Genomic DNA, 16,700 nt, shown 5'->3' on the forward strand with positions numbered 1-16,700 from the left:
ATTCTCCGGATAACGTATGAAACGCTTTGTACCATATTATCACGCAATTATCGTGCCAATTATCTGATATTTTATTGGGATTTTGTGAATCTGTTGATTTTATCAGGCTATATCAATAAAAAACTTTTTTTACAGGCTGGCTGAATACTCCCCCTTCCCTCTATCTCTGAAAAAGGGGGAAATAAAACGGCAGTAAAACGGTTTCTTTTAAGCCGTTTTACTGCCGTTAATTATGCCGTTTTTATGCCGTTAATTATGCTGCTAATACTGCCGTTAATACTGCTATTAATACTGCCGCTTATACTACTAATACTGCCATTAACCCTGCCGTCCATCCATCATTTCCCCTGAGGATCCAAAGCGCTATAGTGCAGGACATACTTCCCCTTATCCGTAATCCTGCTCCCGCCCCGTCCTTTACGGACCATGATATATCCCATGGAATCAAGTTCACATAAAATCTCCCTCACCTCATAGACGGATAGATTGAGCCCTTCCTCGCGGCTGCATCCGGAAAGTCTTTCCCGGCTGATGGAAACCCTGCCCTGATTGCTTTCCAGAATCTTATTCAGGACAAAGAGATACGCCTCCTGCCTCATGGACGCCATCTGCCTGAATTCCAGGATTGTATTGTCCTGGCATTCCAGGGACGGCTCCTTCTCCGGCTTCGCCCTGCCATGAAAGAACCCGGGAGGCAGGTCCTCATACTCAATGACCTTCTTGTCCAGAAAAGAAAAATAATCCGCACAATTCTTCAGTTCCCTGACATTTCCCCTCCAGCAGTGGCTCTTAAGCGCCTCGCAAACCGGCCCGGAAAGCTGGAACCTGGAACCATTTTCCTCTGCAAACATCTGGATTAACGGTATGATGTCCTCCGTGCGCTCCCTGAGGGGCGGAAGGTTGATGGGAAGCGTGTTAAGCCTGTAATACAGGTCTTCCCTGAATTCCCCCTTTTGTACCAGCTGTTCCAGGTTACGGTTGGTGGCTGCTATAATCCTTACATCTATGGATATCAGCCTGGTATCCCCCAGGCGCATCACCTCATGTTCCTGAATCACCCTCAGAAGCTTCACCTGGAGCATGGGACTCATGCCCTCCACCTCGTCCAAAAACAGGGTGCCATTATGTGCAAACTCAAACAATCCCAGCCTGCCGCCCTTCTTTGCTCCTGTAAACGCGCCGTCCACATAGCCGAACAGTTCACTTTCCAGAAGGTTCTCAGGCAGCGCCGCACAGTTTAGGGCGATGAACGGCTCAACCCTGCGGTCCGATGCATTGTGGATGGCCTGGGCGAACAGTTCCTTTCCCGTACCGCTTTCCCCTGTAATCAGGATGGAGGCCCTGGTACCCGCCATCTTTTTTGCGATTTCCCTGACCCGGTCAATGGACGGGCTGATCCCAATGATATTATCAAATGTGTATTTTGCCGTATGGCCCTTATTCAACAGCTGATTACGTATCTTATGCTGCTTCTCCTCCTCCTCGCCAAAATGCTGGAGCATGACAAGAAACCCCATATTCTTCTGGTTATGGCTGATGGGATATATGCCCACTGTCACCGGGTTCTGGTTGATTTTAACCAGTTTTGCATCTATTTTCCTGTGTGTCCTCCTGCACTCCTCAAAGGGAAGGTAGGGAAACAGCTCTTCTGCCTGCTGTCCGATGGCATCTGCAAGATTCCTTCCCACAATTGTCTCAGCCTTTTTATTACAGATGAATACGGCGCCCTGCTCATTGATGCCGAGGATACCGATCTCCATGATGTCAATCAGGCTCTGGAAACTGGATTCCAAACGCAAGGCCCTCCCGAACAGCTCATCGAAATTATAATTATTGGATGCAATGGAAGCAAGATGGGCCTTCCACTTACGGTTCTCCCATAAGTCATACATCTTAAGCTTCAATGCGATTTCCACCAGGGTCCCGCTGTCCATCTGCCGCTGCCCCACGTCTATGATATGGGGAATCCCTTCCGGCACGTACCTCGCCTCATCCGGTGTGATTGCATACTGTATACCTTCTGCCAGCTTAAGGGACGCCCCCGGATAAAAAGGTATGTAATTAATGTGGCTGGCCCCCAGCTGGATCAGCTTTGTAACCGCCTCCTGGGCCATAGGCTCATTCAGGTTGACCAGAAGCGCCTCTGTCCCTGAGGGAATCAGGCTGAGGCGCTGCAGTATATCATGGGAAAATGTGACACATAGCATGACAATGGGAATGCCGCCCTCCACCTGGGTATGGAAATCAGGGAGATTTTCAAGGGCATCCGTGGTAATACAGTACAGGTCTGCTTTTTCCAATCCATTTTTCCTGATGGACGGCACATCCATTGAAAATGCCTCTATCCGGTTGTCAAACAGGAACTCCATCTGTTCCGCATGGAATGCCCCGGCCCTTTCATCATAAGAAATCACTGCTACACGTTTCAAAAATTACCTTCCCCCCTACTCCACAAACAAAGGCGTGGAATAATACCGGTCCCCGCTGTCCGGCAGCAGGGCCACGATGGTCTTCCCCTCATTTTCAGGACGTTTTGCCACCTGGATGGCCGCATACAGGGCTGCGCCTGAAGATATTCCCACCAGTATGCCTTCTTTCCTTGCCAGCAGTTTCGCAGTGGTAAAGGGCACATCATTGTCCACCGCAATGATTTCATCATATATGCCCGTGTCCAGCACTTCAGGGATAAAACCAGCGCCGATTCCCTGGATCTTGTGGGGGCCGGCGGCCTTTCCCGACAGCACGGCCGAGGTGGCGGGTTCCACTGCGATTACCTGGATGTCCGGGTTCTGCTGTTTTAAGTAGGTACCGGTTCCGGTAATGGTTCCCCCGGTTCCCACGCTTGCCACGAAAATGTCCACTTTCCCATCTGTGTCGTTCCAGATTTCCGGCCCGGTTGTGCCTATATGGGCCTTGGGGTTCACTGGATTCACAAACTGTCCCGGAATAAAGCTGTCCGGAATCTCCTTTGACAGTTCCTCTGCCTTCTCAATGGCACCTGTCATGCCCAGCTCCCCGGGAGTCAGCACGATCTCCGCCCCGTAAGCCTTCAGTATGTTGCGCCGCTCTATGCTCATGGTGTCGGGCATGGTCAGTATCATCCTGTATCCTTTTGCGGCCGCAATGGACGCCAGGCCGATACCGGTATTGCCTGAGGTGGGTTCAATGATGACGGAACCTGGTTTCAGCCTGCCTGTCTGCTCCGCATCCTCAATCATGGCCTTCCCCACCCGGTCCTTCACGCTGCCCGCGGGATTCAGATATTCCAGCTTAACCAATATCCGTGCTTTCAGATTCTCCTGCCGCTCAATGTTGGCCACCTCTACCAGAGGGGTGTTTCCTACCAGCTCCATCACGCCTTTGTAAATCTTTTCCATAGACTCCACCTTTCCCTTTCCATAATTCATAGTTAAATACTAGGTTTAGTAGGATTATAGGGCGGGGACACACATTTGTCAAGTATGTATTATGTGCGTCCCCTGTATTTACAGAGATTTTTAATTGATTTTACCTGATCTAGCGCAAACTGTCCGCTACTGGACCATGGCCCCGTTGCTTCCAAAGGTATAGGATACACCGTCTATATCCATGGTGGTATTGCTTATCATACAGCCATTGGGATCCAGATAATACCATGATCCGTCCACCTGGACCCAGCCTGTCTGTTTCCTGTAATCCTTCATGTAATACCAGCTGCCGTCCACATGCTTCCAGCCGTCCGCCGGTATCAGGGATGCGTAATCCGCAAATGCAAGCTCAATGGTCACATTTCCATTGATGCCGTCCACGGTTCCGGTGTCCGTGCCCTGCCATATGGTACGGTTGGGGTAGCTGTTTATGGTTCCATACCTGGCATACCAGATGTCATAGGGGATCTGGCTGGTGTCCATATTCTTAGTCAGCCACTCATTATTGGCATAGACCACGGGGCGGTAGCCTGCATCTGCTATGGTCTTGCAGAACGCATTTACATTATCCGTAATCTGCTGTCTGGTCAGGCCGTTGTCCAGAAGGTGCTGGGACTCCACATCATAGGCAATGGGGTAGGAGATGGGGAAATCCTTTATCACCTTGAGCACATACCCCGCTTCGTCAATGGCTGTCTGTACATCCAGGGCCTGGGTATAGAAAAATACCCCTGCCTTGATTCCATTGGCATCGGCTTCCATTACATTCCGGTCAAAATAGGGGTCCTTATCCCTGTAATAGCCAACACGTATCATTGCAAAAGATACCCCGTCTGCAGCCGCCTTTGCCCAGTCAATGCCATTTTCCGCATTGGCCCTGTTCTGGTACTTGGTTACCGTGATTCCTTTTGCCAGGGCGCCTGCTATGGGGGCGCCTGACGCATCCACATACTGTCCGTTTTCCATGGTCCATGGCTGGGCTCCCATGGATGTGAATGTCATTGCCGCCCCCAGGATGCCTGCCAGCACGGCTGTCCTGAATACCGGACGGATGGGGGTTTTGGCGGAGGACCGGAGGGCTGCTCTGCCTGACATTTTCTTATCTCTCATTTTCATATTTTTGTCACCTCATATAATTATTATTGCCGTTTCCCCAATCTTACCATGTATCCGGCTTCCAGACTTTATCATTCTATTAATAATTCCTTTCAAGTTGGGATATGGCAAAATGCGGATTATCTTGGAACGGCTCCATCTTGTTATATAAAAGTGCTTTTTAAGTTAAGTCCCACGTTTTAGGTCTGTGCAGGTATGGGGGAAGGATGGTCTTATTATTCCCTTTTGCGCTATTGATCTGTATTTGCGTCAAAAATAAGCATTGGCTTAAATCGGTATTGCATATATTCGTGTCACGTGTATCAGCGCCTAAAAAATTGGCCCCGTATAGGTTGGATTGTGCTAAATTAGCCGCAATCAGTAAGGACATGCTGAAATCCTTGCCTTTAAGGTTTTTTTGTTTCAAATTTTTTCCAATATAATTCTTAGAAGATACTTTACCTGAATCAGGAAAATAGGACTGGAATATTGTGCAGATATGCCTGAGGTAGTTATTCGACTTCCCACAAAATGGCTGGACATCTAAAACAGCCAGCCTTTCCAACGGTATATCTATTAATTTATTTCCCTCGTCAATTAACAATCCGGCCTGTTTCTTTTCGGACTGCGGCAACTGTAATATGAAACATTGTGATAAATACCAAAGCGTCTGATATACCCTCATGACAGCTAAAAACGAGTTGAATATCTGTTCCGCTTCTTTTTGGGGAATCGTACGCCAATTCGGCAAGTCCTTAATATAACGGGTAACATACTGCCCCGCACCAAAACAATCATAAGCCATACAGCCTTTCAGCCCCTGTTCCGATAATTGTGGATATACCTTGCATTGATAATCAGACTGAAGATTCTTACAGGCTATCCCGGCTTTTTTATCTTTAGGAAACCCATCCGATTTTGAAAAATATAAGGCAACACAGCATAATCCGCTGCAGCTTCTGCAGTTGATCTTATATGGTTCGAATATGGATAAATCAATGTCTTTTTCATATATCATATGGATACCTCCTTCAAAAGGCGTAACATCTGTGACACCACTACGATATAGTATAAATAGTTAGGAGAATGAAGTCAACAAAGGCCAAGGAAGCGCTGCATAAATCAAAAAAGACAGACCGTCCTTTCCCGTGCTCCCACAGGTCCCATCGGTCTGTCTTCACTGTTAATAGAACACCTTAAAGTATTCCTGATACGTATCACGTATAAATACCAGGTGTTCCTTCATGTAAAAATAAGCAAACTCCCCGTTCCTTGCCATCAATGCATCGCTGATGTTCTGATGCTGCTGGGCAATCTTGGCAGCCACGCTTTTCTGGCGCACCGGAGGCACAAGGCTGCGGATGGCAGGGGATGTCTCCATACTGTTCATCTGGTCAAACCATTGGAGCAGCACAGGGTTGTGGGTGGCCGCTATGATGGAACGGTGGAATTCCCCGTCCTCATAGCCCTTTGAGCCGATGCATCCTGCAATGGCCTTAAGCTCCTCATCCGTGGCAGTAACAGCGATTTCCCTTACCACAGACGGCTCCAGAAGGATACGTGCATTGGTGGAGTTAATGAACTGCTCATTATATGCCTCCGTCTCCTCTTCCCCGCTTTCAAGTTCGCTGCCGTCAACCACCACGAAGCTCCCCTTGCCCTTGTGGGTTTCGATGACTCCGGCTTCATTGAGAAGGCGCAGGGCTTCACGCACCGTAATCCTGCTGACCCCGGTCATCTCAATCAGTTCCTTTTCACTTGGCAGCAGGTCGCCTTTTTTATATATCCCCTGCACAATCATGTTCTTTATCTGCTCAACTACCTGCTCGTACAGTTTGGGCCTGTCCACTACCTGAAACATGCTGTTACCTCCACCCCTATAAAATAATGTGAAAGTATTATAACACAGGGGGTTCCCAAGGTGCAAGCCCTGGAGGGATCCAGATAAAAGCCCCATTGCAGGATTCAGATACAAACCGCAGCTAAAATGCCCAGCCCCTGTCTCACGGGTGTCCTGCCGCCTGCGCCCTGCTCTTTAAGAACCCGTCAAACGTAATGAACAGTATGCTGGTAACCACAAGACAGCCGCCCGCCACAATCCCCAGTGTCACCGGGTCATCAAACCAGATGGTGCCGAATACCACGCTGACAATCGGTTCCAGCATGGACACAAAGGCTGCCGTGGATGCACCCAGCCTGCTGATTCCATACATCATGAGGAAGTAACCGCTCACCGTGAACAGTCCGGACCCGCCAATCAGAAGGGCCCAGCCGCTTAATCCCCCGGCCGGGGCCTGAAGGGTTCCTGTGGCTGCTGACAGCACTGCAAATATCACGGTTCCTGGAAGGGATACATAAAACAGCTTTGCCTCGATTGGCAGGTCATTGGCAGGCCCCTTTTCATTGGCAATCAGATATCCCCCATAGGTAAGGGAGGATGCAATGGCTGTCACGATCCCGATAACCGGCATCTTCCCGCCCGCCCCGGTTAAGAAGGCCATGCCTGTTATGGACACGATGATTGCAGCTACCTGAAGTTTGGAAAATCCCTCCCTGAACACGGTCCCCATGATAATGCACACCACGGTGGGATACAGGAAATTCAGCATGATGGCCGTCCCCACCGGAAGATACAGGTAACTGGTGTTTAACAGCAGCGCCGTGAACATCATCCCGCTGGCTCCCATGATAAGCGCCTGGATAAGCTGTATCCTGGACGCCTTTAAGCTGCGTCCCTTTATGCGGGCCATTAACAGGCACACAAGGCTGATTGTAAGGTTCGTAAAAAACATCAGGCTGTTCATGGGTAGTCCGTCCACCAGCAGCGTCTTCTGCATACTTGGCATGATTCCTAATAAAGTGGCTGCTCCTGCCACAGCAATTATTCCGATTAACATACGTTTGTTTCTCACCTCTTAAGCTGTTTCTTCATCATTTCCACAGCCTTTTTCTTCTGCTCCGCCAGCTGTCTGGCTTTAAATCCATCCTCCGTCAGAAGGGTCAGGGCGCCTGTGGGGCAGACCTTGACACAGGCCGGGACCATCCCGGCTTTCTGGCGCTCGATACACGCGTCACACTTGCGCATTTTCCCGTCAGGGCCAAAGGCCGGAACACCGTAAGGGCATGCCATTGCACAGGAATGGCAGCCAATGCAGTTGGTGGTATCGTAAAGTGTGAACCCTGATTCTGCATCCTTGGTAAGGCAGCCGCAGGGACAGCCCATGACGCAGGGCGCATCCGCGCAATGCATGCAGCTTACCGAATAAAAATGCAGGTCCCCGGTCCTGCCTTCCAGGGTGAAGGTATGGCGGAAGGGCTGCTCCCCTGCCGGGATATCAATGTCATTCTGGTCCATGCAGGCCAGTGCACAGGCGCCGCAGGCAGAACATTTTTCTGAATCAAAATATAAATACCGTTTCATTTTCTTAATTACCTCCTGCTTTCCTGACCGCACACCTGGTGGAGCGGTAAGCCGGGAATCCTGAATACGGGTCCAGATGGTCCCCATCCATGATACTCTCGGCATCGGCCTCCGAATACCCATGGAACAGGTTGACCAGTTTTTCAGGTACGGACAAGGTGGGATGGACCTTTACCCTGATGGCGCCCCGGGCCGTGGATATCTCAATCCAATCCCCTTCTTTGACTCCCAGGCGGTCACAGTCCGCCTGATTCATATCTGCGGTCGGCTCGGGCTGCAGGGAGCGGTTTCTGGGAACCTTGTGCAGACGGCTGTGGATGGCTCCTGGTATACGTGAACCGGATGTGAATACAAATGGGTATGCTTCCGGATCCGCATCGTCTAATGGCTCCTTATAGGTAGGCAGCGGCTCCAGCCCCCACTCAGGATGCTGTTCAATAATAGCGCTCTTAAGCTCAAACTTCCCGGTTGGCGTGTTAAGTCCCTTTTCCAGCAGTTCCAGATCACCATGCGTGCTTACCTCTGCAATCCTGACGGGGAGGTCTGCCTTCTTAAGTTCCTCCACTGTCACACCGAAATCATCCAGTATATAGTGCTGGATAAAATATTCATATCCGTTCTTAAGCACCTCGTCCGGCAGGTCCATGACCCTTGCAAGTTCGGTACAGATCTCCACATCGCTCCTTGCTTCCCCGATGCGCTCAATTACCGGGCTGGTATACCAGGCAACGCCGCCCGGATACGGCTTGAACTCCCCTCTCTCAAAGGAAGAACAGGCCGGAAGCACGATATCCGCCCACATGGCTGTGTCTGTCATGAAAAGGTCTGTGTCAACAAAGAAATCCAGGCTTTCCAGCGCCTTAAACATGCGGCCTGAATCCGGGAACATACGCCCATTCAGCCCCAGTGCGAACACGGCCCTTAAGGGGTATGGTTTACCTTCCAGGATCTGACGCGGCATATCCATGGCCTGCATCTCCCCCTCCAGGTAGTTCCACAGCGGGAAGCGCTCAGCCCCCACCGGCTCCTTCACATCCCCGGGCCTTGTCTCATACAGGTATTGGTTCTCCCTTGTCTCAAATCCGCAGGGCACATGCATGTAGCTGTGCACGGACAGTTTCTGTCCTCCCGTCCTGTCAAAGTTGCCCGTGATGGCCAACAGGGCCATGACCGAGCGGTAATTCTGAAGCCCGTTGCGGTGATGGCATAAGGGGGCGGAGGACTCATTGCAGCTCATCCGGGGATTTTCGTGAATCAGCCGGGCCGCCGCCACTACCTGGGGGTAAGGCACGCCTGTGATGGACTCGATGTTTCCTTCATTAAACTGCCTTACATACTCCGCGTACTCTTCAAACCCGTACACATAGCGGTCTATATAGGGTCTGTCAATCCAGTCATTTTCTATGAGCACATTGGCGATTGCATGGGCCAGGGCGCCGTCGGTCCCGGTTTTCGGCTGGAGGAATAAATCCGCCAGTTTTTCAGTGGCCGGCGTGCGCCGGGTGTCCACGATCAGGAACTTAAGTCCTTTTTCCTTCAGTTCCATGGCGTTGTGGGCGCCCATATAGCTGGAATAGAACGGGTTAAATGCCCAGCCCAGGAACAGGTCTGAATTACCCATGTCAGGATTCCCCTGCTCTCCTGCGGCCACCTTCCATGCCATGAATGCCGCCGTGTAACAGGCGCTGGACTCACAGCCGTAGTTGGGGCTTCCAAAGGCGTAGGCCAGACGCCTTAACATCTGGCGGTACCACTTGGAATAACCGGAATAAAAGGCAACGCTCTCAGCCCCGTATGTCTCCTTACAGCGGTTTAAGCCCTTTGCGATTTCCGCATACGCCTCATCCCATGAGATTGGTTCAAACCTGCCCTCACCGCGTTTCCCAACCCGTTTTAAAGGCGTCTTGATCCTGTCTTCCCTGTAAATGTATTCACGGTTGGCCATCCCCTTGGTACAAAGGCGCCCGTCATTGGATGGATGGCCGTCAATGCCTTCGATTTTAATTACTTTACCGTCCTTTATGTAGGCATTGATACCGCAGTGCATACCCGGCGAACAGATGTCGCACATGGTGTGGCGGACCTCAATCCCTGTGTCAGGTCCGGGTATCTTTGCTTTTATCCTACGTTCCAATTCTGTCATATCGCTGCCTCCAAATAATCCATAAAACTTTCTTCCAGCCCATAACGCACCAGCTGCCCCCTCTGCTCCGGGGTAAAACGGCATGGCTCGCCCCTGAGGAGTTTAATCAGATGTGCTTTCAGGATACCGGATATACCGTGGTTATCCAGTATGTTGAATCCCACCGGCTTCCCGTCCTGAATGACGGCCTGAAGGTAAAAACCTTTATTATTGTTGGTGTATGTATAGGTGTCCCCGGTCAGGCGGTTATCTCCCAGGCCGATGAAATCCATATCCAGGAAATGGGTGATATTGTGCAGTATATTGCCGTCCGTCCCATCCGCCACACCGGCCATGTTGCGTCCGGCCACGCGGCCCTGGACCCCTGCGTTGGCCCACAGCCCGATGATCTGGGTCTGGCCGGACTGCATGTTGTTGCCCTGACAGCAGTCGCCTGCGGCGAAAATGTCCCTGGCGCTGGTATGCATGCGTTCATCCACCACGATTCCCCTGTCAATGGCAATCTCATCCGGGTCCAGTATTCCGGTGCATGCCCTGGTTCCTATGTTTAATATGAGCATTTCCGTCTCAAGGCAGCTGCCGTCCCCCAGATGGACCGTGTAGCCTGTGACATTTCCCTGTCCGTCCACATGTTCCTCTGCTGATGTGATGGCCTGCCCGAAGGCCATATCCATGCCCATGGCCCGGATGCGTTCCTCTATGATTTCCGATACCTGGGGATATGCCGCCAGCGCAAATATGTGGGGCGCCATGTCGGCCAGGGTCACGTGGATGCCCTTCTTATGCAGGAGTTCCGCCACCTTGATTCCCACCATGGAAGCGCCTACCACCACTGCGTCTTTATAATCCCTGGCCGCAAGGGCATCATGGAGACGGACCGCATCCTCTACCGTCCTCATGCAGAATGCCCCTTTAAGGCCTGCAAATGAGCCGGGCACAAACGCCGAGGCCCCGGTTGCAACCAGTATCCTGTCGTAATGCCTTGTTTGTCCGTCCTCAGTTATAACAGCCTTTTCCCGTGCATTCACAGCCTTAACCTTTGTATGGGTGATGAAGCTGGCCTTATAGCGGCCCGCGATTTCTTCCAGGGTGCCAAAGGGGAACATCCCCTCAAAGGGCAGGCGCCCGGCTGTATAATAAGTGGTAAGCATGGGGTTGTAGGGCGGCAGAGCCGTATCACTGTATATATCAATGGCGGCATCACAGCCAGCTTCCCGGATGGCGGCCAGCCCATGATAGCCCGCGCACCCGAATCCTATAATTGCAAAACGTTCCATGACTGCGTATCAGCCCCTTTCCGTATTGTCTTTCTTCTATGACTTTCTTCTGTTATATTTCTTCTGTTATCTTTCTTCCCTAATCCATAAAGCGGCAAAAAAGGATGCGTACGGCATCCCTTTTTTGCCCAGAGCGTGTCTGGAAATTACATCCTGCCATGCGTGCGTCCCGCTTTGCAGGGCGTACGCATGGCGGGATTGAAATCCCAAACACGCTCCAGGGTCCTGTGCCACAGCAACCCTTTTATATGCATATCAGTTAAATCAGTTTCATTATTTCTCTTTTGATGCGGCTGCTTCCATGCGGACCGCGCCCCGGGCGCCCTCTGCCTTCTTGGATGCCACGTATTTGTAACGTACCTGTGTATATACAAACAGGATCACGATATAGATGACACAGCAGATGGCTGCCGGTACCGTCAGGTCTGACAGGTTCACGTAAGAGGTTCCCAGCATCAGGAATCCGATGAAAAGAAGGATTGTATGTAAGGTGCTGTCCTTCATATAAAATGCGGACTTCTTATATTCCTCAGGCAGATGCTTCGGCAGGTTCCAGCATGCCAGCAGGACCATGAATTCTGTAATCATATCGGTTCCCACGCCCATGTTGGAAATCAGTGTCAGGTCCATTCCCGTTACGAGCGGAAGAGCACCCATGATAAAGAACACACCCAGGATGATGACCGGAACGCCGTTTTTATTTTCCTCCGCGCATTTCTCAGGAAGCCAGCCCTCTTTGGCCGCTGCCTGGAGTCCGCGGGTCACCCAGCTCAGTGTTCCGTTCAGGGTGGTCAGCAGTGCGAACATGGCGCCGCCGAACACAAAGAAAAGATACAGCCAGGTTGGGAAAATCTCCTGCGCAACCAGGGTAAGGTTCTGGAACGCCACATCCTCAATGGGCAGCACCCCGGCTGCCACGATGCCGATCAGCGCATAGAATACGGCTACGATGGAAGTGGACAGGATGATTACCTTGGGTATGGTCTTCGACGGTTCGATGATATCGTCGCCGTTCTCAGCAACGAACTTCGCGCCGCCGCAGGCAAAGCTTAAAAGCGCAACACCTGTAAAGAAGTTCTTAGGTCCGTTGGGCATGATGTTCTTAGTTGCCAGGTTCAAGGTTCCCCAGTTAACCTTTGGAAGACCGAATATGATGAATGTAAACAGGCTGACCATCAGGAAGGCAACCATGCATTTCTGGACCTTGGCACTGGACTGGAGTCCGATCATATTAACGCCGGTACAGACAACCAGTGCAAACATGGCTATGAGTGATTCGTTAAAGCCAGTGAAAATGGAGCAGAAGTAACTTGCAAAACCTTTTGCAAATGTTGCAATCAGCACCTGGCTCAGCACGAACATGCCGATGTACATGAAACCTGCCTTGTCTCCCATCAGACGCTTCACATATGTATAGCCTGCGCCGGATGCCGGTATGGTGGATGTCAGGATGATGAACGGGACACATGTCACGATTGCTAAAAGCGCGCCCAGGATGAATGCCAGCGGTGTGCCGTGGCCCGTAAGGCCGATTACAACGCCGGTCAGCACCATGATCCCTGAACCGATAATCTGTCCGACAGCCAGTCCCATACAGTCGCTGAAGCCTATCTTTTTATGGGTGTTTTCTTTGGTATTACTCATTCTAAAATTTCCCCCTTATTAGTAGAGTTTTACATTGATAGCATTTCTTACTTTACATACTTGTCATACATCATTGCCATCTGTTCCAGTCCCTTTATAAGCGTGTCCCTGGTACATCCGATATTGAGCCTCATGAATCCCTCTGCCTGGGTTCCGTAATGACTTCCATCCCCCAGGGCCAGTCCGTACTCTTTTGCAAGGATTGATGTCAGCTCCCCGCTGCTTTTTCCAAAGCAGGTCATATCCAGCCACATAAGGAAGGTGCCCTCATGTTTTGTGACCTGTACCTTGGGCATGTGTTCCGCCGCAAACGAATTGACGGTTTCAACATTGCCTTTAAGGTAGGCCAGCTGTTCGTCCACCCACGCATCCCCGTGTGTGTAGGCTGCCTCCATGGCTGTGAACGCAAGGTCGCATGGACCGAACATCCAGCACGCATCATAGCTGTCTGATATCCTCTGCTTTAATTCCGGGTTAGGAATGATCATGCAGGAGGAACCCAGGCCAGCCATGTTAAAGGTCTTGCTGATGGCAGTGTAAACCACCAGCCTGTCATAAATCGTTTCGAACTTTCCTGCTGTGGTGTAGGGACGTGCCATTCCGAAATCAGCATGGATCTCATCGCTTAACAGGTATACGCCGTACTGCACGCACAGCTCCACAATGCGCTCCATCTCTTCCCTTGTCCATACGCGGCCGATGGGGTTGTGGGGGTTACAGATGACGGCTGCCTGAACGCCATTCTTCAGTTCTTCCTCAAATGCCTGAAAGTTAATGCTGTAATAATTATCCTTATGGTCCAGAGGACAGTCCACCAATGTGTGGCCGCTGTTCTTAACAGCTGCAAAGAACGGGTCGTATACCGGTGTAAACACCAGGACCTTCCCTCCCTTTGGCACTACTGCGTTCAGGGTGAAATAAATACCTGTCACCACGCCGTAGCTCAGCAGCATCCAGTCCGTATCCGGCCTCCACTGATGGCGGCGCTCCCACCATCCCTGGATTGCCGTATACACGCTGTCCAACGGCTCGCTGTATCCGATGACCGGATGGTCACAGCGTTCCTTGATGGCATCCAGGATTTCCGGCACGGACGCAAAATCCGTATCTGCTATCCAGAACGGCAGCAGCCCGTCCTTCTGCCCAAATGCATACTGCTTGTTCCACTTAATGCTGGTTGTTCCTCTGCGGTCAATCGCTTTGTCAAAATCGTACATAACCACATATCCTTTCTTTACTGGTATTGGCGGCAGCCATTCCTGTTATGTTTATGACAAGTTTACATGGCGCTATCGTCTACTCATGTCATGTATTATAACAAGTTACATGTGGCTTTGCAACTGTTTACCGTTATTCTTTTGTAAGATATCGCCTAATTTTCGCTTTTGCACAAATATTATATGGCTATTTTGTGCACTATTACGGATTTATCTTGTTATTATACATTACATGTGTAGTTGTTAAGTTCTTGACAATATAAAAGCACCTATCTTGATACATGACAAGATTAGGTGCTTTTATGGCTGATTTCTATTATTTTCCAATAACTGCTGCTGTTTTCCTTATTTCAATCCACGCTCGGTATATTGTCTAAGTGCGACTGCACCCTACGTAGATGCGTGGTTGACCTCATGGAAGTGGGGGATATCGATTACTCTCCGCCACCACTGCCGTTAAGTTTGTTTTTGGCAATTCATCCCACCACCTTAGAGAATGGGAGAATCCTTGCTAATATTTGTTAAATCCTTTTACATCGCTTCCATAATACTGGCGGCGCTCCTGGCATCCGGCATCGATATCCAGCATCCGATATCCGCATCCGATATCCGACAATATCCGCGTCCAGCATCGGCATCCGGCATCCGTCAGCCGATTCCAAGAGCCGTCAGGATTGTAACTGCCACGGGCGGCACCAGAAGGGCCGGAAGCAGGTTCAAGGTCTTAATCTGCTTGATATTCAGGATACCCAGTCCGCTGCTGAGGATCAGTATCCCGCCCACCAGGCTGATTTCCGTCATGAGCGGGTCCGTGATGAATGGCTCGATTACCCTGGCAAGCATATAGATGCTTCCCTGCCAGCAGAACAGGACGCCCGCAGAGATGGCAACCCCAAACCCAAAGGTTGAACTAAGCACAATGGAGGTAATCCCGTCCAGGATGGCATTGGTAAACAGGAAGGTATTATCTCCCTGCAAAGCGCTCTGCATAGGCCCAAGGATGGAAAGTGTGCCCGCGCAGAACAAAAGGATGGCGGTTGACAGCCCCTGCGCAAGGTTGGAGCCCTTTGATATCTTAGAAACCACCCGGTCAAATGCAGACGCCAGGTCCAGCCTTGTCCCAATCAGGCCGCCCAGCGCCAGGCTCACAATAAATAATACATGATACCTGGATTCCGGCATGGCCTGGACAATGGAGTTGATTCCCAGTCCGGTTGCCGCCAGCCCCATGGCATCCATCATGACTGTTTTATACTTTTCCCCGATTCCTTTTTTTAATGTGCTTCCCACTATGCTTCCTATGAGTATGGTACTTGTATTGGCAATTGTTCCAATCATGGTCCTGTTATCCCCTTTATCCGTATTTTAATCCATTTTAATTCTTAGCTGTAATTCTTAGCTGTAATTCATACGATTTTGACTTATTATGTATTATATCATGTTTGGCGGCGAAGTAAAGAGGAATTGTAAATAATTTTTCCGGCCGCCGGAAGGCGGAGGACTTCATGTTCCCCGCCTTCCGTCCATAATCCTGCAGAATATCACCGCAGCCACCGTGGATATGAAGGTGGCCACCAGCGACGGTCCCACAATGGCCGTGGGGTTCACGCTGCCGTACTGGCTGCGGTATGCAATCATGTTCATGGGAATCAGCTGCAGGGATGAGATATTGATAATCAGGAAGGTGCACATTTCATTGCTGGCCGTTCCCTCGGGAACAGGTCCATGCCTTTTTCCCGGCGCGCGCCCTGTATCCCGTGCGCCTCCTGTATCCTGCGCAGTCCCTGTATCCTGCGCACACCTGCGCTCCTCCTCCACTGCCTTAAGCTCTTCCATGGCCCTGATGCCTGCCGGGGTCGCGGCCCAGCCAAGTCCCAGTATGTTGGCAATCATGTTTACCGCAATCTGTTTCCTGGCCTCGCCTTCCGGCGCAAGACGCGGAAAGAGGAAGGTCAGGAGAGGGGACATCCTTCTGGCCAGCTGATCCACCAGACCTGACCGGTGGCCGATTTCCAACACCCCGGTCCACAAGGACATGACGCCCAGCATGGTGATACACAGGGTTACCGCCTCCTTTGACGACTGAAGGGCGCCCTCAGTCACAGCTGACAGCTGGCCGTGCAAAGCCCCCCACAAAATACCTGTTATCATCATTCCGGCCCAAAGGTAATTAAGCATATGTAAACCATCCTGTCTGCATTATTTCATTCTATCCTATATGTATTCCGTGACGCCAGGCCGTATACCATATGGTCCCGGGCTTCTGCCATCCTGTGTATCCCGGATTTATATCCCGGATTTTTCAAAAACAGGATTATTTGCAAAAACATTACTAAAAAGCAAATGATACATGACAAAATCATTACCGCTGCCCCCGGAATCCATTTTCCCCTTCTGTCCCCTTAAACCATTTTCCGTAATATATCCCCGCTCCGCATAATGGATCCAGACGCCTTGTTACAGTGCGTCCGCGAAATCAATGAATCCGTAAGAAAG

The 16,700-nt window shown here is 50.8% G+C and carries 13 protein-coding genes; all 13 read right to left on the reverse strand.

Annotation, left to right across the window (positions count from 1 at the left end):
- Window positions 1–338: 338 nt before the first annotated feature.
- Window positions 339–2,429, reverse strand: a complete 2,091-nt coding sequence (locus MCJ35_RS31705) for a sigma-54 interaction domain-containing protein (RefSeq protein WP_008726578.1) — start codon at window positions 2,427–2,429, stop codon at window positions 339–341.
- A 15-nt stretch (window positions 2,430–2,444) separates the two neighbouring features.
- Complete coding sequence (gene cysK / locus MCJ35_RS24780) at window positions 2,445–3,377, reverse strand: cysteine synthase A (RefSeq protein WP_130790192.1); 933 nt, start codon at window positions 3,375–3,377, stop codon at window positions 2,445–2,447.
- A gap of 156 nt (window positions 3,378–3,533) precedes the next feature.
- On the reverse strand, window positions 3,534–4,409 hold the full coding sequence (locus MCJ35_RS24785; protein ID WP_240299809.1) for a glycoside hydrolase family 25 protein: 876 nt from the start codon (window positions 4,407–4,409) through the stop codon (window positions 3,534–3,536).
- Window positions 4,410–4,683: 274 nt separating this feature from the next.
- Window positions 4,684–5,520 (reverse strand): pentapeptide repeat-containing protein, encoded by an 837-nt coding sequence (locus tag MCJ35_RS24790; protein WP_025484742.1) that lies wholly within the window; start codon window positions 5,518–5,520, stop codon window positions 4,684–4,686.
- A 165-nt stretch (window positions 5,521–5,685) separates the two neighbouring features.
- Window positions 5,686–6,363 carry a FadR/GntR family transcriptional regulator gene (locus tag MCJ35_RS24795; RefSeq protein ID WP_162158534.1) on the reverse strand — a complete coding sequence of 226 codons (678 nt, stop codon included), beginning with the start codon at window positions 6,361–6,363 and terminating at the stop codon, window positions 5,686–5,688.
- Window positions 6,364–6,505: 142 nt separating this feature from the next.
- Entirely contained in the window at window positions 6,506–7,399 is an 894-nt protein-coding gene (locus tag MCJ35_RS24800; RefSeq protein WP_008726583.1) for a DMT family transporter, read from the reverse strand.
- Window positions 7,400–7,410: 11 nt separating this feature from the next.
- Window positions 7,411–7,923 (reverse strand): 4Fe-4S dicluster domain-containing protein, encoded by a 513-nt coding sequence (locus MCJ35_RS24805; RefSeq protein ID WP_025484741.1) that lies wholly within the window; start codon window positions 7,921–7,923, stop codon window positions 7,411–7,413.
- Window positions 7,924–7,927: 4 nt separating this feature from the next.
- On the reverse strand, window positions 7,928–10,066 hold the full coding sequence (locus MCJ35_RS24810) for a molybdopterin-containing oxidoreductase family protein (protein WP_240299689.1): 2,139 nt from the start codon (window positions 10,064–10,066) through the stop codon (window positions 7,928–7,930).
- Window positions 10,063–11,343 (reverse strand): NAD(P)/FAD-dependent oxidoreductase, encoded by a 1,281-nt coding sequence (locus MCJ35_RS24815; protein ID WP_227796578.1) that lies wholly within the window; start codon window positions 11,341–11,343, stop codon window positions 10,063–10,065. The genes MCJ35_RS24810 and MCJ35_RS24815 overlap by 4 nt, the downstream gene beginning before the upstream one ends.
- A 273-nt stretch (window positions 11,344–11,616) precedes the next feature.
- Entirely contained in the window at window positions 11,617–12,987 is a 1,371-nt protein-coding gene (locus tag MCJ35_RS24820; protein WP_025484740.1) for an APC family permease, read from the reverse strand.
- A 47-nt stretch (window positions 12,988–13,034) separates the two neighbouring features.
- Entirely contained in the window at window positions 13,035–14,204 is a 1,170-nt protein-coding gene (locus MCJ35_RS24825) for a MalY/PatB family protein (protein WP_025484739.1), read from the reverse strand.
- 648 nt (window positions 14,205–14,852) lie between these two features.
- Window positions 14,853–15,542, reverse strand: a complete 690-nt coding sequence (locus tag MCJ35_RS24830) for a DUF554 domain-containing protein (RefSeq protein WP_008726591.1) — start codon at window positions 15,540–15,542, stop codon at window positions 14,853–14,855.
- Window positions 15,543–15,707: 165 nt separating this feature from the next.
- On the reverse strand, window positions 15,708–16,382 hold the full coding sequence (locus tag MCJ35_RS24835; protein WP_025484738.1) for a nucleoside recognition protein: 675 nt from the start codon (window positions 16,380–16,382) through the stop codon (window positions 15,708–15,710).
- Between the last annotated feature and the right edge of the window lie 318 nt (window positions 16,383–16,700).

It is taken from the genome of Enterocloster sp. OA13, assembly GCF_022440595.1.
In the GTDB taxonomy this organism is placed as follows: Bacteria; Bacillota; Clostridia; order Lachnospirales; family Lachnospiraceae; genus Enterocloster; species Enterocloster hominis.

Bases quoted from the DNA above. Each gene is read 5' to 3' on its own strand.
- cysK (WP_130790192.1), bottom strand. From the start codon at position 3,377: ATGGAAAAGATTTACAAAGGCGTGATGGAGCTGGTAGGAAACACCCCT.
- MCJ35_RS24785 (WP_240299809.1), bottom strand. From the start codon at position 4,409: ATGACATTCACATCCATGGGAGCCCAGCCATGGACCATGGAAAACGGA.
- MCJ35_RS24790 (WP_025484742.1), bottom strand. From the start codon at position 5,520: ATGATATATGAAAAAGACATTGATTTATCCATATTCGAACCATATAAG.
- MCJ35_RS24795 (WP_162158534.1), bottom strand. From the start codon at position 6,363: ATGTTTCAGGTAGTGGACAGGCCCAAACTGTACGAGCAGGTAGTTGAG.
- MCJ35_RS24800 (WP_008726583.1), bottom strand. From the start codon at position 7,399: ATGTTAATCGGAATAATTGCTGTGGCAGGAGCAGCCACTTTATTAGGA.
- MCJ35_RS24805 (WP_025484741.1), bottom strand. From the start codon at position 7,923: ATGAAACGGTATTTATATTTTGATTCAGAAAAATGTTCTGCCTGCGGC.
- MCJ35_RS24810 (WP_240299689.1), bottom strand. From the start codon at position 10,066: ATGACAGAATTGGAACGTAGGATAAAAGCAAAGATACCCGGACCTGAC.
- MCJ35_RS24815 (WP_227796578.1), bottom strand. From the start codon at position 11,343: ATGGAACGTTTTGCAATTATAGGATTCGGGTGCGCGGGCTATCATGGG.
- MCJ35_RS24820 (WP_025484740.1), bottom strand. From the start codon at position 12,987: ATGAGTAATACCAAAGAAAACACCCATAAAAAGATAGGCTTCAGCGAC.
- MCJ35_RS24825 (WP_025484739.1), bottom strand. From the start codon at position 14,204: ATGTACGATTTTGACAAAGCGATTGACCGCAGAGGAACAACCAGCATT.
- MCJ35_RS24830 (WP_008726591.1), bottom strand. From the start codon at position 15,542: ATGATTGGAACAATTGCCAATACAAGTACCATACTCATAGGAAGCATA.
- MCJ35_RS24835 (WP_025484738.1), bottom strand. From the start codon at position 16,382: ATGCTTAATTACCTTTGGGCCGGAATGATGATAACAGGTATTTTGTGG.